At 34.9% G+C, this 23,987-nt stretch carries 18 protein-coding genes; 11 read left to right on the top strand and 7 right to left on the bottom strand.

Features of this window, described 5'->3' with window-relative positions:
• Position 1: 1 nt before the first annotated feature.
• Both ACNFU2_RS16685 and ACNFU2_RS16680 read right to left on the bottom strand, forming a co-directional pair.
• On the bottom strand, positions 2-799 hold the full coding sequence (locus tag ACNFU2_RS16685; RefSeq protein ID WP_418122368.1) for a hypothetical protein: 798 nt from the start codon (positions 797-799) through the stop codon (positions 2-4).
• Positions 800-813: 14 nt separating this feature from the next.
• The gene (locus ACNFU2_RS16680; protein WP_418122366.1) at positions 814-1,563 is read right to left on the bottom strand and encodes a hypothetical protein; all 750 of its coding nucleotides are present in this window, start codon (positions 1,561-1,563) and stop codon (positions 814-816) included.
• A 182-nt stretch (positions 1,564-1,745) separates the two neighbouring features.
• On the opposite strand from ACNFU2_RS16680, the gene ACNFU2_RS16675 reads away from it, so the two are divergent.
• From ACNFU2_RS16675 to ACNFU2_RS16625, 11 genes are all read left to right on the top strand, one after another.
• On the top strand, positions 1,746-4,886 hold the full coding sequence (locus ACNFU2_RS16675; RefSeq protein ID WP_418122364.1) for a UvrD-helicase domain-containing protein: 3,141 nt from the start codon (positions 1,746-1,748) through the stop codon (positions 4,884-4,886).
• 216 nt (positions 4,887-5,102) lie between these two features.
• Entirely contained in the window at positions 5,103-5,507 is a 405-nt protein-coding gene (gene tssD / locus ACNFU2_RS16670; RefSeq protein WP_172284349.1) for a type VI secretion system tube protein TssD, read from the top strand.
• Positions 5,508-5,788: 281 nt separating this feature from the next.
• Entirely contained in the window at positions 5,789-7,714 is a 1,926-nt protein-coding gene (locus ACNFU2_RS16665; protein WP_172284350.1) for a type VI secretion system Vgr family protein, read from the top strand.
• A gap of 10 nt (positions 7,715-7,724) precedes the next feature.
• Positions 7,725-8,654 (top strand): DUF3289 family protein, encoded by a 930-nt coding sequence (locus ACNFU2_RS16660; protein ID WP_273650600.1) that lies wholly within the window; start codon positions 7,725-7,727, stop codon positions 8,652-8,654.
• A 7-nt stretch (positions 8,655-8,661) separates the two neighbouring features.
• Positions 8,662-9,108 (top strand): hypothetical protein, encoded by a 447-nt coding sequence (locus ACNFU2_RS16655; protein WP_273650599.1) that lies wholly within the window; start codon positions 8,662-8,664, stop codon positions 9,106-9,108.
• Between the two features lie 20 nt (positions 9,109-9,128).
• Positions 9,129-10,310: a hypothetical protein gene (locus tag ACNFU2_RS16650; protein ID WP_273650598.1), complete on the top strand. Its 1,182-nt coding sequence runs from the start codon at positions 9,129-9,131 to the stop codon at positions 10,308-10,310.
• 450 nt (positions 10,311-10,760) lie between these two features.
• Positions 10,761-11,564, top strand: a complete 804-nt coding sequence (locus ACNFU2_RS16645) for a hypothetical protein (protein ID WP_273650597.1) — start codon at positions 10,761-10,763, stop codon at positions 11,562-11,564.
• Between the two features lie 4 nt (positions 11,565-11,568).
• Positions 11,569-15,630 (top strand): PAAR-like protein, encoded by a 4,062-nt coding sequence (locus tag ACNFU2_RS16640; protein ID WP_306615052.1) that lies wholly within the window; start codon positions 11,569-11,571, stop codon positions 15,628-15,630.
• Between the two features lie 5 nt (positions 15,631-15,635).
• The gene (locus tag ACNFU2_RS16635) at positions 15,636-16,253 is read left to right on the top strand and encodes a hypothetical protein (protein WP_273650595.1); all 618 of its coding nucleotides are present in this window, start codon (positions 15,636-15,638) and stop codon (positions 16,251-16,253) included.
• A gap of 2 nt (positions 16,254-16,255) precedes the next feature.
• A complete protein-coding gene (locus ACNFU2_RS16630) occupies positions 16,256-16,903 on the top strand; it encodes an XAC2610-related protein (RefSeq protein ID WP_273650594.1) in 648 nt (215 codons plus the stop codon).
• Between the two features lie 60 nt (positions 16,904-16,963).
• A complete protein-coding gene (locus ACNFU2_RS16625) occupies positions 16,964-17,434 on the top strand; it encodes a hypothetical protein (protein WP_172284364.1) in 471 nt (156 codons plus the stop codon).
• Between the two features lie 75 nt (positions 17,435-17,509).
• On the opposite strand, the gene ACNFU2_RS16620 is transcribed toward ACNFU2_RS16625, so the two are convergent.
• The 5 genes from ACNFU2_RS16620 to ACNFU2_RS16600 all read right to left on the bottom strand — a co-directional run bounded on the left by ACNFU2_RS16620 (position 17,510) and on the right by ACNFU2_RS16600 (position 23,814).
• Positions 17,510-18,019 carry a ferritin gene (locus ACNFU2_RS16620; RefSeq protein WP_172284366.1) on the bottom strand — a complete coding sequence of 170 codons (510 nt, stop codon included), beginning with the start codon at positions 18,017-18,019 and terminating at the stop codon, positions 17,510-17,512.
• A gap of 125 nt (positions 18,020-18,144) precedes the next feature.
• Positions 18,145-18,591, bottom strand: coding sequence for a hypothetical protein (locus ACNFU2_RS16615; RefSeq protein WP_273650593.1), 447 nt, complete (start codon positions 18,589-18,591; stop codon positions 18,145-18,147).
• Positions 18,592-18,775: 184 nt separating this feature from the next.
• Positions 18,776-19,729 carry a hypothetical protein gene (locus ACNFU2_RS16610; protein WP_418122358.1) on the bottom strand — a complete coding sequence of 318 codons (954 nt, stop codon included), beginning with the start codon at positions 19,727-19,729 and terminating at the stop codon, positions 18,776-18,778.
• A 139-nt stretch (positions 19,730-19,868) separates the two neighbouring features.
• The gene (locus tag ACNFU2_RS16605) at positions 19,869-22,523 is read right to left on the bottom strand and encodes a 4-alpha-glucanotransferase (RefSeq protein ID WP_273650591.1); all 2,655 of its coding nucleotides are present in this window, start codon (positions 22,521-22,523) and stop codon (positions 19,869-19,871) included.
• A 124-nt stretch (positions 22,524-22,647) separates the two neighbouring features.
• Entirely contained in the window at positions 22,648-23,814 is a 1,167-nt protein-coding gene (locus tag ACNFU2_RS16600; RefSeq protein WP_273650590.1) for a T9SS type A sorting domain-containing protein, read from the bottom strand.
• Between the last annotated feature and the right edge of the window lie 173 nt (positions 23,815-23,987).

Genomic DNA, 23,987 nt, shown 5'->3' with positions numbered 1-23,987 from the left:
ATTAATTTTTAATTACGTGGGTCTTGTCGTATTCTATGAAAGCAATTCTTAATTCCGATACGATCACGCTTTTATTAAAAGTTTTCCTGTATTTTTTTGCAAGATACCTTTTATCGTTAGCATATACCAGAAATTCATCTATCTGCTCTTCATTCATTCCCTTTTCTACAAGAAAATCTAAATTGATCTCCAGTTTAAGCCTGTTAATGAAATTTTGGGTTTCATAATAATCAGGTTTGGTAATTTTGGGTTGGCTTGCTTTTTTTACAAGACCTATACCCGTGAGAAACAATTTGACCATATCGACCTGTCCTACATTAAAATCATGTCCACTAAAGGTTTTAGGAATTTTGTTCTCGGGTAATGGCTCTTTCAAAGGGCTTCTCATATAGGCATCCATTTCAGATTTCAATACAAGGGTCTTCCTTGCCTGATCATAATGTTTGCTATCTTTTTCCAGATTACCTGTGGGTTTATAAGGAATTTCAACTTCCGGAATTAGAGTTTCAATCTTGAGGAGTTTAATATCTAATGGTAAATTTATATTCTCCTTATTGATCTTCTTATCAACACGGTAATAATCTTGCTTTAAAAAGCGGATCTCTTCGTTTTCCTTAGCTTCAATTATAAATTGACCGGAAGAATCACTTTGAGTTTTTGTGTTGTTGGAAATATTGTAGATAAGAACAGACGCCAGAGCATTATTATTCTCATCCGCTACTCTGCCTGAAATCTTTTGTTGCGAATAAAAATGGGCAAAAGCAAAGCACGGTACGATATACAAAGTATTTTTAATCATAAAACATTCATAGATTATCTCTGGGTTTGAGGAGCGCGATATGAGGAAATTCTAGCCAGTACAGCTCTTTGAAATCTCATCAGGTCTGCATCACTGCAAAAACCGTATTTAAGGATCTGTCTCCTCTCAAAACCTGATCTTAAGACATAATAAATGAAATGCTCGATTAAAGATTTATCTATTTTTAAATCTATAAAATACTGATCTCCGAGGCTTTCACGCAAGTAACGCATGAGGTCCACATCGTCCCACTTATCTTTCACTTTCCCGATTGAAAACCCTTGTCCTTTTGGCTGGACAAACTCTCCTGCTTTTGCCGCCAGGATTCTCGGATCAGATTTTTGGGCAATGTATTTGTCAATATCTTGGGTTAACTTTTCTACTTTTCTGGGTCTGTTCAGGTTTTTAGAATCTACTTTCAGGTCGCCTGTGAGTCCCTTCTTTACTTCGACCTCTTCAATAAGAGTAGTCTGCCGGATTAACGTTATATTTAGAGGAGCTGAAATATTGTCTTTTGTAATTCTCCTGTTCATCCTTTCGTAACCGCTTTTTATAAATCGAAGTTCATCTCCTTCCCTGCCTGAGATCATAAAATGTCCATCAGCATTAGTGGTTACACGTTCATCAGTTCTTATGTTGATTACAGTAACATCAGGCATTTCTATATGCTCTTCTGAAGTTATTTTTCCGAAAAGATAATCCTGTGCCTTTATTTTTTGAATGAAGAAAATGAGTGATAAAAGAAAAAGTAGTTTTAATTTCACGGAAAGTTTTTTTATAAAACAAATCTAAACTTATTTTTAATGTTTTCCACAAGTTTAACCACAGTTAACTCGTTTTAGCATTTTTTTTGATTTTCCATTCTGATTTTGTTAAAGCACCATTTTCAATTGTTAAAATTTCATTTAAATTTTAGCTAACTTGCATCTTCAATTCATCTAAAAAAATGCAAAATTCTTATACAGTAATCAATGCTTCCGCCGGTTCCGGAAAGACCTATGCGCTGGTTCAGAGGCTTCTGATGATCTGTCTTCGTTATCCTAATCAGCAGCATGCCATCAGAAATATTCTGGCATTAACGTTCACCAACAAAGCGGCCAATGAGATGAAGGAAAGAATTTTATCCTGGTTGGGAGCCTTTTCTGCAAGCAACTTCGCTGATAATAATGATTTAAAAAACATTCAGAAAGTTTTTGAAGAAGAAGGTTTAAAGATAACCATTGATGAATTGCACATCCGGTCTAAAAAATTACTGGATTATATTCTTCATAATTATTCTACCTTAAATATTGGTACCATCGATCGTTTTAATTCCCGCCTGGTAAGAAGTTTTTCTTACGAATTAGGGTTAGCTAAAAATTTTAATCTCGAGATTGAAGCAGAGCCTTTCCTCATTGAAGCTGTAGACAAAATGCTTGATCAGATCGGTGAGAATGATGCAATATCAAATTCTTTCATGGATTATGTGGATTACAGCCTCGAAAATAACGAGCGAATCAATCTTAACAAGAACCTTTATGACTCTGCAAAAGAGTTTGTAAAAGATATTCACTATGAACAGCTGAAAAGCAACACCAATTTTGACGATTCCAATTATGAAAATATAAAGAATACTATCCGGAAAGAGATTGTATTTAATAAGAAAAGAGCTGTTGAAATCGCTACGAAATCTATTGATCTTTTTAAATCAAGAAATATCGATGTTGAGGACTTTGCACAAGGTAAAAACGGTATTGGAGGATTTTTTACTAAAGTTCTGGATTTTTACCATCAGAAGAGACCTGGTTTTCCTTTTCCGACAACTCAGGAAGACTCTGTGGTTAATAATTACAGAAAAGGAGCCGCCTCAAAATCAAAAAGTAAAGAACCTGAAATTCTAGAAATTCTTGATGAATTATTAGAAAACAGAATGCAGCTTATTCTTCTTTATATTGAAACACAGAAAAAGGAGAAAATATTATCTGCATTACTTCCTTTAAAAGTAAACAAGGACATTCAGGATGAATTAAAAAAAATTGAAGAGGAAAATGATCTTGTTCTCCTTTCTAAATTTAATATTCTCATCAATGAAAACCTAAAAAATGAACCTTCGGCTTTTATTTATGAAAAAGTAGGCTCCCAGTTTCAGCACTATTTTTTTGATGAATTTCAGGATACTTCGGAATTACAATGGCAAAATTTCGTCCCATTAAGAGACCATAGTGTCTCGACAGAGAATACAACATTTACATTGGTAGGTGATCCCAAACAAAGTATTTACAGATTCAGGGGCGGTGAGAGCAAGCTCATGCTGGACATTATCAACAAAAAAGAAATTTCTCCCAAACAAGCCGAACTTCTTGTATTAAAAGATAATTGGCGAAGTGCAAAAAATATTGTTCGATTCAATAATGAACTGTATCAATTTCATGCCTTAAATCTTGAAGAGGAACATAAGAATATATTTGGGACGGATGCCGAACAAAATCCTAAATCAGAAATTGATGGAAGGGTAAAAGTAAATCTTATTGAAAATCTCACCAATGAGGATTTCTACAATGACACTTCCGAAAGAATGCAGAAAGACATTCAGGATTGTCTTGACAACGGATTCAGGTTTGCAGATATTACTATTCTATGTCGTGGCAATTTTGATATTTTCAGCTATTCACAGAAGCTAGGTAACCTGAAAGTGAGGTATAAAGGAGAAGAAACCAATATTAAAACCATATCAGATAAAGGACTGACGCTAGAACTCTCAAATACCATTCAGGCTGTCATTGAGTTCTTAAAATGGGAAACCAATCCTAAAAACAAAACCAATTTAATCATGATGATGTATTATCTGAATAAATTGGGAAAAGTAAACATGCCAGATTTTACCCTGAGTATGAAAGAAATTCTGGATATTGAATCCCACGATGACATCCTCCCGTTTATCCAAAACAAATATGCTTTACGACTAAAACAAGATCACTTCCCCCGATTTAATTTATACAATTTTGTAGAGTACTATATTAATGAGTTTTCTTTTGATAATAAAGAAACCGACTTCCTGTTAAACTTTCTTGAAATGCTCTTTAACTTTACTCAAAATGCAGGAGCAAGCACTAAAGAATTTTTAAAATACTGGGATGAAGAAGCCTCCACATATACCATTCAGGCCTCAGAAAATATTGATGCTATCCAGATCATGACGATTCATAAAGCCAAAGGACTTGAGTTTCCGGTTGTTTTTATTCCTATGATGAATAAAAACCGTGATGCTGAATTTTCCAACTGGTTTGAAACCAACAGCAATGAAGCTTTGAAATCTGTTAATATCAATCAGTTTAGCAAAAGCCTGGAAGTCTATGATGAAGAAATTGAAAAATTCAATAAGAAGAATTCCTATAAAAATCTGATAGACAGGTTGTGTCTTCAGTATGTCGCCACTACTCGTCCTGTAGAACAGCTGTTTTTCTATATTCAGAAACAAAATAAAACTTCAAATAATCTCGAAATCCTGGAATTTATTCAAGGTAAAAATACAGAACAGTCTGATGAATTTGATCTTTATGAGGTACATCCTGAAATGCTCAAAAAAAACTCTAAAGCCAAAACCTCATCTTTCAGGACAAAAGATATCAGGAATCTCAAAAATATCAACGAAAAAAATACATCTGTAAAAATAGCGACACCATCCAAGAACTATCAGGTTCGCAATGAGAAAGTGAGGATAGGACTTTTCGTTCACGAACTGTTATCTAAGATCAATACTAAAAAAGATATTCAGAAAGTATTGGAAAGCTACCTTCTGGAAGGGCAAATCACAGTAACTGAAAAGAATGAAATTGAGGAAACGCTTCAGGAAATCGTTACAACTCATGCTGAATTCTTTGACGAAAGATGGGAAGTAATCAACGAGAAAGATATCATGATCTCCGAAAGAGGGGAAAGCAGAATTTACCGGCCCGACAGAATTCTGAAAAATGGTGAAGATTATATCATTGTAGATTTTAAAACCGGAGAAGTCACTAAAAAAAATGACCGTCAAATTGAAACTTATAAAAGTGTACTGGAAAGTCTCGGAAGGAAAGTTATCAAGACCCAGCTCATCTATTTATAACGCAAAATCCCTTTAACAGAATGATTACAGGGATCTTTAAAATTTATAAATCGTAGAATTACGACAAAATATCGTAGAACTACGACATGAAATCGTAGAACCACTACAAAAATCAAATCTTGTCTTTAAAAATTTTTGAGTCCGATTAAAGTACTATACATTTGCTACATAATCACTGAATTATATAATATTTAATAACGATTAAAATTTACCATTATGGCAGCAAATTCAAGAGGAATCTTAAAATTCAACGGAAGTGAAGGTCAGAAATTATTAAAGCTTAACTACAGCGTATCAAGATCTACAGACGTTTCAGGCCGTGTAGCTTCTGACCCTTCCAATGCAATCATCAAATTAACGATCGAGGCTACAGAAAAATCTGACATCTTAGAAAGTTTACTTAACGGGAAATATAAGCCTACAACAGGTGAAGTTACTTTCAACAAATCTCACGAAGAAGGAACATTAATTACTTTAACATGGGAGAACGGATATGTAATTCAACATGAAGTAGACTTTGATGCTGTGGATGACAACAGTATGCTGATCAGCTTCATCGTAAGTGCAGAAAAAATTCATTATGGTAACGGTATCTATGAAGGTATCTGGCCAGGTGCATAATCAATGCCTACAAACATTTATACATAAAAGATCATCCCTATGGATGATCTTTTTATCTCTCCGGGAGAATATTATACAATTAATCATTCTCTTTGGTCACTTAAATTGTTCAGTTAGTAAATAAAATATTTTATACTTGTTTTTCAATATAGCGATTATAAAATAAACCTTTACATCTATAAAAGTCGTAATTCTACTACAGTTTTTAAAATTTAACAAAATTAATCAACTTGAATTGGAAAACATTTCTAATTTAGTAAGTGAACACCAAAAACATAAGAATGAAAAATAAGACTACCAACGCAGATAAAATTGCTGAAAATCATATTGCAGGAGTACAGCGTGTGGTGAAGCTGGACGTAGTGATTGAAGGTAAAATTATTAACCATTTCAAACACTTCCGCTTACAGCAAAGTACAAGAAGACATCATAGCTTTGAGTTGACCTTAGCTCACGATTCTTTAGGGTCTTTGCAAAATCATGAGCTTGATCAGGCTCAGCAGTTTCTCGGAAAACGCTTAACGGTCGTTTTTAAATATAAGGATGCTGAAAATGAGAGTCCTGAACAAACTTTCGTCGGACTCATTACCAAAGTGGCTTTTAGTCAGGAAAAAATGAGTTTAGGCAATATTGTTCTGAAAGGATACAGCCCTACTATTTTAATGGATTCCGCTCCACATACACAAAGCTTTGGCGGTGATAAACCGGTGAATACTTCTATCATTGCCGACAGGATTTTAAAGGAGACCCTTAATTCAGGTAAATTTGACTATAAAGTTGATACCCAGAACAAAAGCTATATTAATTACAGCGCCCAGTACAAGGAAACCCATTACAATTACCTTGCGAGGCTTGCCGAAACCTACGGAGAGCAATTCTATTATGATGGCGAAACACTGTATTTCGGTAAACTTCCACCCAAAGATCAACCCATACGCCTTACTTACGGAAGTAATGTAAGTGATGTTTCCGTGGAACTGAGAGCGGTGCATACTAAACCGGAGTTTTTTGGATATAACAGCAGTAATCACACAAAATTATTAAGTACATCTGCAAGCATAAAGCATTTGGGACAGCTTGCTGCTAAAGCTTATGATCTTAATAATGACATCTATAAAACCCGTTCACTGAACCCATCTCCAATTAATGCCAATATGTCGTTAAATGTTGATGATTCCCAAAAAAGTGCTGCAGGAAGTGCTGCAGTAGAAGTCTTTACCGTATCAGGGACAACCTCTGTTCCTTTTTTACATCCTGGTTGTGTTGCAGATATAGAAATGAGAAAACCGGATAGCAACCAGACGACTTATTTCACCAAGCTTATGATCACTGAAGTCTCTCATGAAGTTAATACCAGAGGTATCTATACAGGATCATTTGAAGCAATAGCCGAGGGGACCGGATTTATTCCAAAACCGGAATTTATTACCCCAAGTGCAGAACCACAGATTGCCACAGTAGTTTCCAATACAGATCCGTTAAATCAGGGACGGATACAAGTACAATTTGACTGGCAGCTAAATGACACCACTCATTTTATAAGAATGATGAGCCCTGATGCCGGAGGGACAGATGTAATCACTCAAAACAGAGGGTTTGTAGCGATTCCGGAAGTTGGAGATCAGGTAATGGTTGGCTTTGAATATCATCATCCCGACTTCCCTTTCGCCATGGGTGGAATGTTTCATGGAGCAGTTGGTTTAGGAGGAGGCGTTAACAATCATATAAAATCGATACAAACGCGAAGTGGAAATAAGGTAATTTTTAATGACGCAGAAGGAAGTATCTACATAGAAGATCCGAGTGGGAATACCTACTTTATGGATGGAAAAGGAAGCATTATTGTGAATGCCCCAAAAGATATGACCTTTACTGCAGGAAACAATATAAGAATGTCCGCAGGAAATGATATTACTTCCATAGCGGGCAGCAATATATTTGCTACAGCAAATGTCAATATCGTATCGAATGCGGGAGTAAACATGGTTGATACAGCCGGAAGAGACCTTTTACAAACTGCTACAGGAAATATTCATGAGTCTTCTGATATGAGAACAGAGATTGCTGAAAATGAAAGAAATGTTCAGTCCAAAAAGAGCGACTCTTATGCTGAAAAGGTTACCGTTGTGAGTACTAAAGAAAATATGATCTTACAAAGTGAGAAAACCGTAAAATCTCAAAGCGGAGAGCAAGGAAATTCACATTAAAAACAGTGATATGGCCATTGTAAAAAAAGCTAATAATATCAATATACAGGTCAGTAATAACTATACTAATCTATGCAAAGTTTCCAATGAAGAATCGGAACATGTAATTATTGAGGCTACGAAGCAAAATCTTGAGCTCTCAAGTCAGAAACGTGCCATATTACAAGGTTTCGGAAAAGATGGAAAAGGTGATGAAGGATGCAAAGAAGGGGTAGTCCGAATAAGCCAGAAGCTGATTGGCAAGGCCAAAAGGGATCCTGGATTCAATTTTGACGGAACAAAGGCCGAAGATATGTATTTTGCCGATAAGCCGGCATCTTCCGCCTCCATACAAAATGATCCGGTTTTTAAATTAAATGATGCAACATTAGGAGCATATCTGGATCAGCTGATGAAGTCTTTATCTATTGGTGATATGGAAACTGTAGCCCTGGAAATGTCGGATCGGTTTAAAAAGGGCACAGGTGGAACTTATAAGAGTGATGTTCTGAATAAAAAAATTGCAGGCAATGATGCCTTTATCACTTATCATAATAAGTTTCTAACGGATTTTAAAAAGGAGCTGAAAAAAAGTAATTATGATCCAGCTGCAATGGGAGTTATTTCGATGGGACTTTTAAATTTTTCGTCATTCTGGGATAAAGTGTCAGGATTAGGGATTACAGTACATCAGGTATGGAGTGCCAAAGCAGAAATCCTGGATTATTCTTATAACAAATGTACCAAAGTATGGAGCGGAAAGCTGAAATATACGTTTTACGATCACTATGGTCTGGATTGGGATGATATCGTAAAACATGGTGGTGACATTATCCCGCAATACCATACCGGAGATTTTTTCAAAGCCTGGTATATTCTACAGCATTACAGAACGGCAAGACCTTTCATTACAGAAATGGAAAAAAGCGTAGATTTAAATGGCAATTCCGATAAGGACTAAATTTATCATGAAAAACTTAATCATTTTATTAACATTATTTGTGGCATGTATCCAAAACAAGTCGGAAGACTTTCAGTTAGTTGCTTTATCTCCCGTTAACTACGAGTTTAAAGCAGGAGAAAATAAAAATAGAATCGACTATTTTTATGTTGAAGGAAATTTTTCATACGACGTTGATGAATATGAAAAATTGAAAAAGAAAATTGATGACAAAACAGCAGGGACAGATATAAAGAACTATCAGTTATATTCTGTTTATATCTATAAAAAAACAGATGTTCTGAATCAACAGTATAAGGCTGGAAGAGAAGGATTAGACGGTCACAACCAGGATCTCATTGCTTATATCAGATATGATAAAGGAAACAGGGATATTTTTTATATAACCGAAAGAGGCAATGTGGTTTATGATGTTCTTTCAAACAAGGAAGAAGATTTTGAGTTTGAACAATAATACAAAAACTAGAAGCAACCATGGGCGCAGGTGTAGTATTTGATGAAAAGACCAACATTCCCAGAAAAGGGATTGAGGCAACGCAAGTCAAAAGTATTAAGCTGATTTCTGACCTGGATGATGGTTCTTTAAACGACGGAAGTAAAACGATCAAGGAAAAGTCAGGGCTTGTATACGGAAAGACCTATACATTCAAAGTAGAAACATATACCAACGATGCACCAAAGGATCCTAGTATGATTCGGTGGGCGGTTAGCTATACAGATACTGAAACAGGTAAATTCTACAAAAATGCTTTGGAAGGTCCCAATACTGGTGAAGAAATCAGTATAACATTTAATGATGCCAACGGATGTGGAAATAATCTGGAGATCAAAGCATATATCAACGATGTAGATAATGAAGGAAAATTAACCCTTTTCAAACACAACAGATTCCGGTTTTTTGACCGCAAAACATTAAAATCGGAAATCCAGCAAAGGATGAATACCGGAAAAGATATAGATCAGGGACAAAGCTCAATGTGTGCTATTGCACTGATCGGGCACTTTCTGGCTATCCAGAAACCCTCTGATTACGAAAAAATAATTTTAGACATGCACCGTACGGGTGAAGCTATAGTTCCGTCTACTCAATATAAAATTAAACTGGATAAGGATGAGCACCTTATCAAAGTGAAAGATTCCGATGCCAGCTATCCGAATAACAGCAATGGTGGAAAAATGTCTTATGCTGACTTTATATTTTTATTCACCATTAAGGACTATTTGAATAGTGTTTTTGATTACGATCCCGACGGTACAAGTGCAGGCGGTTTTGTAGAAGGAGGTACTGGACTCACACTTCCTCACGAAGTGGCAAGCATGATGAAGAACATTCTTTCTTACACTGATGTGAAAAATGAGACCAACCTTGTGACAAGTAAATGGGCAAGTGCAAAAAATTCGGCAAATGAATTGTCCGGGCTTCTCACCAGCGGCTATAGTATTGGCCTCCTTATTACTGCCGGTAATTTTCAGAATAACAGCAAAGGTACATTTACGATTCCTAACCACTGGGTAGGACTTAAAGGAGTTACATTAGATGAAAAAAATGAAAAAGTGATATTGACCCTATTTACATGGGGGGATATCAGTAAGGTATGGACTGTGTCTTTTGATCCTTTTGAAGACGGATACTTCGGGTATGTAGCAGGAAAATAACTCAATGATATAACTAACGAACGGATTATGATAAATAATTTTATAATAAAAAACTGGAAAAAAATTTTCAATATTCAGGTAGTCATATTTGTGGCATTTGCTATCCTTACATTTATTTATTACTGGGATAAACCAGCACATACCTATTTCAACAGAAGCTTTGACACTTCAAACCTCCACGCCGTGTTTTCTTTATTAATGACTTATCTTTTCGTCTTTTTTATAGCTATGGCTTTTATTTATCCTATCCTCTTTTTAATTCAGATATTGAGTTTACGAAAGGAAAAGGACAACAAAAAAACAATGAAATTATTGATACTGTTTGTATTATATATTTTAAGTATTATTTCAGTTTTTGCATTATATACGATTAACAATGCTCAGGCCATAAAAGCTCTTAATCACTAACATCAATAGGAATGTTTTTCTAACCACATTTATAAGAACGCAATGATACCTTCTAAAGCTGACATATTCCCTACATCCACTTATTTTTTACAGGATAAATGTACCGTGAAAATAGGAAGAGAGGAACATGAAGCCTTACTGTCTTATACATTATACGTAGAAACCAAAGAGGATGAAGATTATGATGTATCTATCAGCAGGACGAATCTTAAAGTAAATAATAAAAAAATAGATACGAAGTTCCTTGAAATATCAAACAGTTATATGGAAGCATTATTTCCTATTCACTGTAAAATAGAAAACTACAAACTTAGCATCCACAATATAAATCAGATAAAAAAACGCATACAAAAAACGGACTCAGAAATACGATCTGTTTATAGTGGAGAAGGCACAGATCATATCCGGAATCATTTTTTCAATGCTACAGAAACTGAAGAAAAACTTATGCAATTTATCCGAGAGCTCCATTTCATGAAAGTTGCTGAAGCCAGTATGCAAAAATTCAACAATAAAAGGCAATATGACACTTCCTGGAAGGTACTTCCGATCGGGACATCACAATGGAGGGGAGAAACTTTCTATGAAAAGGAAAAAAACACCCTATTCTTTGAACCTAAAATAGATAATGCCCAGGAAATTATGAATGACGTTATCAGATATATTCATCAACATGAATATGCCGTTGATTTTGAGAAAGAAAACGTTCCTCTCTATGCAGATTTTAAACATAATATCAGCTACACGGGTAAAACAGCAAGGATTGAATCAGCCGAAACCGATGTCTGTATAGAAGTAGAAGATAAATTCTATTACCAACACATTATAACCATACAAACAAAATAACGATATGGCAGCTTCCATCCCATATAAGGTACAGAGCGGTGAGACGTTACAGGATATAGCCAAAAAATTGGGTATCAAAGACTGGACTAAGCTCAAACAATACCATGATCAAAATGCAGGCGCTGACCCAAAGGTTCCGAATGTTCCCTATCCGGGGTTTAATCTCCTGACTCCGTCAAATGAGGAAATATATGAGATGAATGGAGAAACTCCTCCACCCGACCCTGCTGAAGAACAAAAAAATGCCGAACAAAAACAAGGAGAGGAAAAAAAGAAGGAAGAAGAGCAGAAAAAAGAAGAGAACGCTGCTAAAAGTGATCACGATGGAAAATACTTTGTCGTACATAATGCAAAATGTGTTTGTGATAAAGCTGAAAATCCAAAACAAACCGCTGACCTTCAAGTAACCACTCATAAAATAATTGTTCTTAATGACGATAGCAGTAAGCTGGCTGCTACGGAAGAGGACAAAACCTTCAATCCACCGGTAGCAACCTTCGGAAAATGTACCCTTAAGCCCTCTGCCGGAGGCAACCTGCCTTGCGCTTTGGCTCCAGCACCCAAATGGAGCAAAACCTATGAAAGCACACAGGTAATGGGCAAAAATACTCTTACAGAAATATCCGAATTGCAATGTATGGTTGGGGGCAAAATAACCATAGACAAACATGGACAGACCGATTCTGTAAGTAACGCACATGCAGATAATACCAATCCCTTAGAGCTTGCCATGGTAAATCCTGCAGTAGCACAGCCTAAGAAAAAAGAGGAATATCCTGTAGTTACTTCTATAACGCTTACAAAAATAGAAAACAGAAAAGATTTTAAAGAAATCGATTCAAAAGGTAAAAAAGATATCATTTATCTTCGAAAAAATGAAGAAACTGATTTCAAAGCCAACCTGAAGAGCGGAAACAAGCAGCTTACCTCCTGGATGATTTACAAGAATCATCAGGGTAAAAAAGAAGACAGGATTCTTCTCAAAGAACAAATCGGAACTGAGTTTTCACAGAGCTTTGCGGAAACAGGCAAATTCAGAGTAGAAGGATATGGGAAGCCTAAAAGTCCTGATTTTGAAAAAGGAAAATATGACAAATGTGACCCTTCATGCTCAATCGATATTGAAGTGGTAGAAAACACTCTGCTCGATATAGAGTGTACATCAGGAGATTTTTCGACAAGGATTGATCCTTCTAAAAACAGAAAATTCAGACGGGGTGTTCCTTCTGTCTTTAAAGCTAAATTTTTTATTCCTGATCTCACTGAAGAAGAAAAATCAAGACTTACATTATCTTTACTTGATGGAAGCGGAAATGTTGTTACGGATGCTGTTCAAGATGGAGATACATTGACGTTTACTCCTCAAAATACCCAGGCAAAATATACTATTATCGCCCGGTATATAAATGATACAGGAAGCATTATAGAAAAACAAATGTCCGGAGAAACTGAGGGTAATGCTGTAATCGGAATAAGCCATGGTGCTGAAGTAGTAAGACCGGGAACCGCCATGTCATTCAGTGTTTCGAAAATGAAATATAACTTCGGAAACAATCCTCTTTATGACCTTACTTCAGATGAGTCTTCAGAGATCAAGTGGAATTTAAACGGAATATTACAGGGCACAGGTAAAAGCATTACAATACCTGGCAATCTGCTTATGGTGCCTGGAAAATATGTTGTGGAAGCCTATAGCAAAGTTGCCAACGCTACGGGAAAACGAGCAAAAGACGAAGATGACGACTGGCGCTTCGAAGTAAAAAATAATGTGGTCACCGAAATAAAATATGATAAAAAACCAAAAGTTGGAGTCAATATTTTATTTGAAATAAGCAAGATGCTTATTAAAGATTACAATGCTTCAAAAGACGGACCTATTATCTGGAAGATCACAGGTCCGGTTACGGCAGGAGGCACAGGTGAAAAATTTTCATATAAGTTTTTAGTTCCCGGAAAATATACTATCAATTGCAGTATGGGAGGTAGAAATTGTGAAAAGCCTTTATCTTTGGATGTTATTCAGCCCAAAGTAATTGCGGATACTGCAAAATGGATGGATAATGACGGAAGCAGCGGGAATATTATAAAAGAGGCCGGCTATGGCCAGGATATATCTGCTTATGTAAGATATGAGGGATTACAAGGTGAGGAAGTAAAGCTGGAAGTATACGATAATGACAGCACGGGAAGTAATATTATTTTTGAGAAGACAGGAACTTTAAATGAAACTGCTACAGCGGTTTACTGGCCTTTCACGTTAGATGACTCTATAAAACATAAAATAGAAAGCAAGGGAGTAACTAAAAAAGGAGAATTGTTCTTTAAAATGAAATCCACAAACCCCTCGCTCATCATTCAGGATGCAGATAAGGCACTCGCCTCTTCTCTTATAGTTTCTGATGTTCCCAAAATCGTGGATGCTTATTTTTGTGATGCATCAGACACTGAGAAAAGATACAACTCCCCCATCACCACTCCGCTCTATTTTAAAATTTACGCCATCAATATGGTAGACAAAAATGTTGAGGTGCATTTTATTACAAAATCAGACATATATTTCGGAATAGCATGGAGTCCTAGACAATGGAAAGACTGGAAAGACGTAAAAGAAAAATTTTCTAAAGAGACTTTTTTCAATACACAAACAGGCAAAATCAATAAAAAAGGTGAGCTTATATTAAAAGTTGATCCTGCGAAATTAGGAAAGCCTAAAAATTATTTTAAAATTTCCGCCATTATCAAGGTAACAGAAGGAGAAGGAAAAGAAGCCAAGGAAAGGGCAGTGTATCTTGATCATTCCGATATGGCTATCTTATATGCAACTGCCAGCCTTCCTAATATGGTAGAAAACAAAGCTGCGGTAAAAGTTGGAAGAGAATCCTTATCAACAGGAAAAAATGAAGACGGAGTATGTGAATGTGAAGCAAAAGTAAGAGCATTCATGAGAATGCTAAGGGTGGGTGAAGGTACACAGGATGAAGGAGGTTATTCAAGAATTGTAGGAGGAAGTACATTAAAAGATCATGGAAAAGATTTCAGTGACCACCCTAAGGTAATGGTCTGGATAGATCAAATAAATGACTATTCTTCAGCCGCCGGAGCCTACCAGATTACAAAAAAGAATTGGCAGGATAATGGTTTTGCAACATGGAGAACCAATCATGGTATCACAGATTTTTCACCTGAAAGCCAGGATAAATATTGTGTATACCTGATTAAAGAAAAGAAAAAAGCATTAGATTTAATTAAGAAAGACGATATCAAAGGAGCCATCAGTAAGTGTAGAACTGAGTGGGCAAGTTTACCGGGAGCAGGATATGGTCAAAGAGAAGAAGCACTTGATCATGTTTTGAAAAAATATGAGCAATTCTATCAGGAAGAATTAAAAGGGCCAACAAATCATTTACATCTTAAAAAAGGATTTCTCAAAGAATTTGGTGAAAAGTGTTGTGACGAAGTTAAAGCAGTGGCAGGAGATATTAATAAATACAAAATTGATGTAGATAAATACACTTGCCCTAAGGTTATGAAATGCGATACATCTAAAAAATACCAATATGATATCTATGACAATAACCAATTAGTGAAAACAATTACACTGGAGAAAAATGAGCATAACCTATTACCTTTTCCAGAGACAGGACCTAATTGGGGTAGATTCGGAACGAGAGACAGAGGAGGCGATAACTGGGTTGCGGAAGATGTATGTGCAGCATTATTAGGATTCTTTTATTCATTACCTAAAAATAATTTTTCTGAAACCTTGTATTTCAATGATATATCTGCAAATGATGGACGAAATATAGGACACTCCGGACATAATGAAGCAGGAAATGACATCGACATAAGATATCCGGGTAGTTCAAACGGTGGCCAAACTTTATGGAGTGATGCAAAAGAAGCCTATAAAACAGAAGAGAAATTTATTGAAGTTTTGGAAAATATACTCCTGGTGGGAACCAAATGGGGCTTTAATAAAAACTATGCTTATAAAAAAGATATCAAGCATACTACCGGTAAGGCGACTTCAGTTCACCAGGATCATTTCCATTTAGGATTAAGATAACAAATATGATAAAAACAAATTTTTCCCTTTATACACTCATAGCGTTTGTTTTATTATTTTTTAATAATTTTAAAAGCCAGGAGAAAAGAGCGCTAAATTATCAGAATGATGATTTAATACAAACTATTGGGATAGGTCTGGTACAATTAGTAAAAACGGATAAGGATATTGTTCTGTATACTGATAAATCCTTATCTCATATTAAAATAAAAAAAGCACAACCAGGAAAAGATATTATTCCTCTTCTTAATAAGGCAGATTATGGTATTCTTTTCTTCAGCTGTGTAGAAAAAAATGATAAGTTTTACAAGGTAGTAACATCCAAAAATAATTATGCCTATATAAAACCTTCAGAAAACTATTTATTTTATAGCTGGAAGGATTTTTTGGAGAATCAGATAACTAGTATTGAAACGAAGGATCCTAAAAAAAATCCTCCGCGTGAAGCAATTAATGGCAAAATACTAGATATAAAAAACTGGAAATCTGATGATGAAATCGAAGTACTGAAAATCCAGGACACTTGGTTACAGGTTAAAAACATAACCAGAAATAACCAAATATTTTGGATCGAATGGCGCAGTAATGATCAATTAAAAATATACTTAAACCTTTTAATGTAAGAATGAAAACAACCCTATTAAGTATTATATTAACTTCCATTTTCTTTATAAATTGCAGTAAGCCTACCCCTGAAAAAGGACAAGGCTCAGGAAACCCTACAACAGAAAAAAAAGAAGTCAAAACATCTAAAAATGAAAATTTTGATTTTAAGGTTAGTGTTGCTGCTAAAGATGACGAAAACAGACCTGTTCAATTAAAAATTAACATCTTTAAAAATAATAAGGATTTCCAGGAAATCATGTATACACCAGGGACGTGGCCTGTCGTTGAAGATTCTTTGAGTTTAAACAGAATTAATTATTTCTTATCCGGAGAAAAAATAAAAGAAGGAATCGAAAACTATCATGATTTTATCATTGCTGATTTTAACTTTGATCAGCTTGAAGATTTTGCCATTCTGTATGACTCCGGAGGCAATGGTGGACCTGTATACTCTTACTTTTTCCAGGATAAAAATGATAGCACATTTAAAATGAATAAAGAATTTCCTTTAAACGAAGGAGCCTTTCCAAAAATTATAGATAGTAACAATAAAACTTTGACAACCATTGCGCCATTAGGTTGCTGTAAAATAAATACTACCATTTTTCAACTAAAGGAAACCAAGTGGAATATTCTGTCTTCAAAAGAGCAGGATATGAAACGTTAATAAAATATATCCCTACTTGTGTTTTTTTTTCATAAATTTAGTTTCTAAAACAAATTTAAGATGAAACAATTTATAACCTTAATGAGTCTGGGCGCCCTACTGCTGGTAAGTTGCAATGCTCCCAAAAAAGAAGCAATAGCAACAGATAAAGCTTCTCAGGGAAAAAATGTAAAAATCGAGTTTACAGGTACAGACAATGTAATTCCCAAAAATGCAAAGCTTAAAGTTAATTTGTATGGGGTACCTGCTAATATGGCTGATGTACCGGCAACCTTGATCGCAGAGAAAGAATATTCACAGGAAAAAATTCCTTTTACCATTGAACTTCCTGTACCTAACAACCCCGAAAGTCTAATTAAACCGGAAGTAAAGAAAGGAGATCCGGTAAAATATTACGTTACGATTAATTGGGATTCCGATGGAAACGGAGTTGAAGATAAAGGAGATATCGTTATTGATTATGATAAAAAATTTCCAACCATCGATATTAATCAAGACCATCAACAAATCTTTTTAAAAGTATCAAAATAGAAACATCATATTGTAAAAATAAAAAAGAGTGAACTTGGATAAGGTTCACTCTTTTATATTTAAAGCTATTAAGTCTTATGCATCTGCAGCAGGAACAAAAACTCTTTGAGCTAATTCCTGATCAAAAAGATATAATGCCGAAGGATTATCACAAACCATTTTGATTTTAGTAACCAATTGAGATGCGCTTGCCTCTTCCTCTACCTGCTCATTAATAAACCACTGTAAAAAAGAAGTTGTTGCAAAATCCCCCTCATCATTTGCATTCTTTACAATATTGAAAATACTTTTAGTTACTATTTTTTCGTGTTCAAGTGCTTTTTCAAAAATATCTGTTGCATTATCAAACTCATGAGGTGGTTTTGGAATTTCTCCGATAATGATTTCTCCTCCTACATCATTTAAATAATCAAACATCTTATCTGCATGCATTAATTCTTCCTTACTCTGAACCCTGAAATAATTGGCAATCCCGTCAAGATCCTTACTTGAAAACCAAGCAGACATTGAAAGGTAATATTGTGCGGCATATTGTTCGTGGGCTATTTGTTCGTTGATTAATTTTGCAATTTTTTCGCTTACCATAATAAAAGATTATATTCAAAATTACGGAATTAAAGCCCGATTTCAAAAAAATTAATGTAAATTAATGTAAAAAGGACGGAATTACTTCCGTCCTCAACACATTAAAAAAACACAATTATAAACTATCAATTTGCATTCGCAGTACCTGCAGGCATCGGCTTAACCATCATTTTTCTGTCTTTCATTTCTGCCTTTCTTTTTTCCATTTTAGCTTTTCTATCAGCCTGCCATTTATCATACTGCTCTGGAGTTAATATCTTTTTCATATCCGCATCCATTTGTGCTCTTTTGGCTTTCATTTCCTCCATCTTCGCTTGTCTCTCTCCTTTATTCTTTTCGAAATCAGCCATCATTTCCGCTTTTCTCTTAGCCTGAAGGTCTTTAATCTGAGCAACCTGATTCTGGTTTAGATTAAGATCTTTCTGCATCTGATCCAGGCGCTCCTGTTCTCTTTGTTGCATTTTTTGCTGCATTTCAGCCTTTTTTGCCTGCTGATCCTGTGGAGTTGTTTGTTGAGCCATTGCAAAGCTTCCCATTCCGATAAAAGCTATTGCTAAAATTAATTTTTTCATTTTTTATATCTTTAATTAATTGTTATACATCTTTTTGATAATCAAACAAAACAGAAGTTAAATGAAAATATTCATAAAAAATGTTAATTTAAAGTATAAAAATCATAAAATAAAAACATAGCATTAAAAAAGGACAGATTATAAAAACCTGCCCTTCACACCACTTAAATATAATATATGAAAATTAATTATTTGCCAGTTTTTGTCTGAATCCGGAACCTCTGTTGTCGTTTCCATTATTTTGCTTTCTAAAACCGGAGTTTTCAGTTCTTTGTTGTCTGAATCCTTCTCCTCCTCCGTTCCTGAAACCATTATTGTTTTCTCTTCTCGGTCCATTGTCCCTTACGGCATCCTGATTTCGGTTTGTACGGAATCCACTGTTTCCGGATCTTTCTCTGTTTATATTATTATCACTTCTGAATCCGCTATTATTTCTAACATTGTTATCCTGATTCCTGAAACCTCCCTGACTTCTGAATCCATTGTTTCCCTGATTTCTGTTGTCATTATCTCTAAAGCCAGAGTAGTTTCTAGAGGAAACAACTTTAAGAGTAGGATTATCCATTCTTCGGAATCTTGCCCTATCTACTCTATAAACATTGATGTTTATATTTCTGTAACGTGGCATCACCGCATATCTTGGAACATAATAGCTTCTTCTGTAGTTTTGAAAGTAAACAATAGGACTTGAGCCGTGATAGTAATTGTTTTGGAAAACAACGAAAACCCTTGGTCCTAAAATTCTTTGCATTGCATAAAATCTATCATAATACCATCTGTCCGGATTGTACCTGTAGAAGTTATTCCAGCTTGCAAAACTGGAGTAAAGATTATTCAGATATAAGATCTGATCAATCTGCCACCGGTTTAATCTGTTTTGAGCAAAGAATACATTCCAGTTTACATTGATGATACTGTTCCTGTAATCATTGTAGTAGCTTTGGTAATAAGCATTAGGATAATAGTCCTGAGGATAGTTGTAATAGTAATCATCAGGGAAATAATTCTGATCGTCCTGGTTGCTGTAGTATCCGTTATTATTATCATACCCATCATCATCCCATCCGTTATGTGGATACTGCTGGCCGAACGACAAAGTCGCCAAACCCAGTGCAAATCCTAAAAGTATATTTTTCATCTCAATAGCGTTAATTGGTTAATATATAGTAGAATATCTCTATTCTATTTCTTTGATACGAATAAAAAAAAGAAGTTAAATCTTTTCATTCAACTTCTTTTAAAATATCATTAATTAATTGATAATCAATTGTTAAATCTTACTTCCGACCACTATCTTTTACCCAGTGACTGATTTTTTCATTAAATGCAGTTTTGTCCATTAAGCTTTCTAGGTTCAAATGCATGCGGTAACGCCAGTAATGAGGAAAAACAGCAGGATCATTAATTCTTTCATTATCCATTTCAGGGTTTACAAGCTCTTCATCAGTCGCTAAATATTCCTGAAGAGGAAAAACCGCCAGCATAGCATCATTGTACAAATGCTGCTTCATAATGATTTCCGCCAAATAAGCGTTAAGGTCTTTTGGAGCCTTTCCATATTGTATCAGCTGATTATTAAAATATTTTTGAGTTAAATCCGGATCCTCCTTCCACCATTGCCGTAAAGTTGAGCTATCATGTGATGATGCCGTAACCACATTCATATAATTTGCAATTTTGGGATTATAGAATGGAATATCATCCGAAGGCATACGCTGGACTTTTAGAGCTATAATACCGAGCTCATCCATCACTACAGGCACACAAGCAGGAACCATTCCTAAATCTTCCCCACAGATCAACATTTTTGTTGCGTTAAGTATCATAGGTAATTTTTCCATGGCCTTTTCGTACCAAAGGTGGTCTTGCCTTCTGAAAAAATAGTCATGATACAAATTATAGATCGAATTCTTCTCCCAATCAGACAAATAAAAATAAGAATCCGTATTGTATACATTGAATCTTGGATGATACACAGTTTTCCCATTTCTCTCTTCTGTCACAAACAAAACATTTGCGCAAAGAGAAAGAAGCCTTTCTTCCAAAAAGGAATTCTCCTTATTTTTTTTGAAATAGTCCGATAATTTCCTTTGTGTATCAAACTCTTTTTTAAATGAGTACGTTCCATCGGCATTCTTATTTACAAACTCCAGAACCTTACTACTCTCGTCTGCAAAATACTTCCATAAAATATGGTCATTAATAAAAGGCTTACAATACCGCTCAAAATTAAAAGGAATGTTCAGAGCTTTAAATTCCTCAGCTACTATAGGAACAGCTGGATAAAAATATCCGAGTATACCTTGAGTGGCGGATATGGGCATTCTCCATATTCTGAAAAAGCCTAAAATATGATCTATTCTCATGGCATCGAAATACTGCTCCAAAGCTTTAAACCTGTTCTTCCACCATCGATAATCATCTTTCTTCATGGCTTCCCAGTTATAGGTTGGAAATTCCCAGTTTTGTCCCAGTTCAGTAAACTGGTCAGGTGGTGCCCCAGCCTGGAAATCCATTCCAAACAGTTCTGGTTCAGCCCAGGCTTCTACAGAATACCTGTAAATACCAATAGGCAGATCTCCTTTTACCGAAACACCCAAACTATGAATATGATCTATAGTTTCCTTCAGTTGTTTATGAAGTTGATACTGAACCCAGGCATGAAGCATCGAATCATCATAATCTTTACTTTTTGCAGAAAAAAATGGGGCAATTTTTCCGGCAATATATTTTTTGTGTGTTTTCCAGTTATTAAAGTTGGGCGTTTTATATTTATCCCTCAATACACAAAACGCACAATAAGGAATCAGCCAGCCTTCATTATCTTTTATAAACTTTTTGAAATTTCTGTCTTTATAAATCTTGGTCTTCTGCAAGCTAAAAACAGCTTTCAGAAATTTCCATTTGCCGGCAATTACTTTTTCATAATCAATCAATTCTAAAGCATTCAATTCTTTTTTTTCTGACTGATATTCTTCAACTAAATCATCAGGTAAAGCATAATCAAGATTTTCCAGTGAAATATATTGTGGGTGTAAAGCATAAACAGAAACAGCGGCATAAGGATAGGAATCCGTCCAGGAATAATTAGCTGTAGTATCATTAATAGGCAGAATCTGAATAATACCAAGATCAGTCTTTTGTGCCCATTCGGCTAACTTTTTCATATCAGCAAATTCCCCTACGCCAAACCCATCTTCACTCCTTAAAGAGAATACAGGAACTGCAACTCCTGCATCATGGTACATCTGATAAGATTTAAATTTAAAATAATGGTTGGCAAGGACCTGTAAAACATCAGGCTGAAGATTAGGAACCGTAAATCTATTCTCACCAGTTTCTACGTCGACAACTTTCTGTAAACTTTTATCGTAAATACAATATTTATACTGTATAAATTCATTTTCAGGAATTTCCACTGTTGCTTCCCAAACTCCAAAGTCAGTTTGGGATAAATGAATTACCCTTTCATAATCCCAGCTACCTAAAGATTCAGTGTTCCCAAAAAGAACGACTTGCCAGTCCGGGTTATAAATAGGAGCTTCAATCCTGAATAAATGAGTATGCTTTTTGAGAACCGTAATTTTCTCCGGAATAAACTGATTAAGTTTATTATAAAGAATTTTATTGTTGAGATAGTTTTCAGGAAAGTTCTTATTATTCCACTCATCAAAGATTAAAAATTCTTTATAATTATGAGGAAAATTCAAATGATGGGATACAAACTCTTCCCTCAGGACATTCCCTCTTTCATTGATATGTTGATATTTATAAGAAATAGATTTTGAGAAATAATCCACCTCACATTTCCATAAACCGTTTTCTGTGTAGAACATTTTATGAACTTTAGATGCAGCTCCTTCTTCTTTGATCACCAACTGTAATCCTTCTCCAATTTGCGCGCTGTATCCTACATTAAAGTATAATTTCATCTCTATTTTTTTATAAAAATACACTATAATCTCGAAAAACAAAACTTATTCAAGATCAAATATTCATTAAAAAAACCTTTTCAGTCACTTTGAAAAGGTTTTAAAATCATAAAAATTCAGGATATTATTTAGTGACAATAATCTTCTTATTTAATAATATTTTACCTGAGTCTTCTGTAAGATTTACAATATATGCTCCGTCCACTAAATTATTCAGGAATACTTTTTGGTTTAAGGCTCCTCCTTTAGCAGATATATTTTGTTTCATCACATTTTTACCAGACATATCAAACACATTAAGTATAATATTTTCTTTGATCTTTTGATCATTTATATCTATTGTAATAAAATGCTCGTTAACCTTTGTAGGATAAATATCTACGCGGGTTAAAACATTTGAGCTTACGGATTTATCGTTTACAAAATACTTACTTGCCAGGTCATAAATATGCAGATTCAGATCTCCGGGGATTTTATCCGCGGTTAATGTCTGCATATCCACCTCATACAATGGGGCCCCCTTTGCACTTGCAATCACCACCTTTCCTTTTGAATTAACAGCAGAACCATTCACTGAATAATTTTCAGGTAGACCGGTGATCTTCCCTATAAACCTTGCCTTAAGTTCTTTTTTCAGAATCTTAAAGACATTTCCTGATGTCGAAAAAACATAGAAATTACCGTCTGCATCAGCAATCATATCTCCACCAAAACCTGTTTCAATAGTTGTAAAAGAATTCTTTCCGTTGGATATATCATCTTTAATAATTCCCAGGTCATGAACCGAATATTGATTACCTGTTCTGGTAATTTGTAAGAATTGGGTTCCTGCATTATTAATAGCATAAACATTTCCATCGTATCCTGTCGCCATTCTCGTTATATGGGAATTAATATCACACGCAGTTACTCTTGTTACGTTGTTTTCTACCAAAGTAATTTCTTTGGTTTTATTGTTTAAAACATACACATTAGAAGAAAACATCGGCATGTATATCAGATTATTTCCCGACGGATCATAAGCTAAAGCAGCCATTGTTGCAGACTGGGCATGGTTATAAGAGTTTTTATCCTCAGTAACAGATCCGTTTCTCGAATGTGAAAATACTTTTGCCATAGAATCTGCTGTCAACATAGTTTCACCGGAAGTTCCATTGATAACATCCAGGGCCCGGAAATCATTAAAAATAATGCTCGAAGTATCTTTTCCGGTAAGTGCAAAGAAATCTTGCTGCCCGGAAGCTTTCACTCCTAATAACAGTAAGATGACAGGGAATAAATATTTTTTCATAATTAATAGGATTTATTATCACTAAGTTACATATTTTCTAGATTAAATAATAAAAAATACAATTATTTAAAAATTTAATAATACATCAGTAGCTTTAATTAGCATATTCATTAAATCTAATATTTATTCAAATAAAAAAATCCCACAGATTCTACTGATTTGAACAGACATTC

The sequence above is a fragment of the Chryseobacterium sp. PTM-20240506 genome (assembly GCF_048296755.1).
In the GTDB taxonomy this organism is placed as follows: Bacteria; Bacteroidota; Bacteroidia; order Flavobacteriales; family Weeksellaceae; genus Chryseobacterium; species Chryseobacterium proteolyticum.
This window is presented reverse-complemented; position numbering and strand designations above follow the sequence as displayed.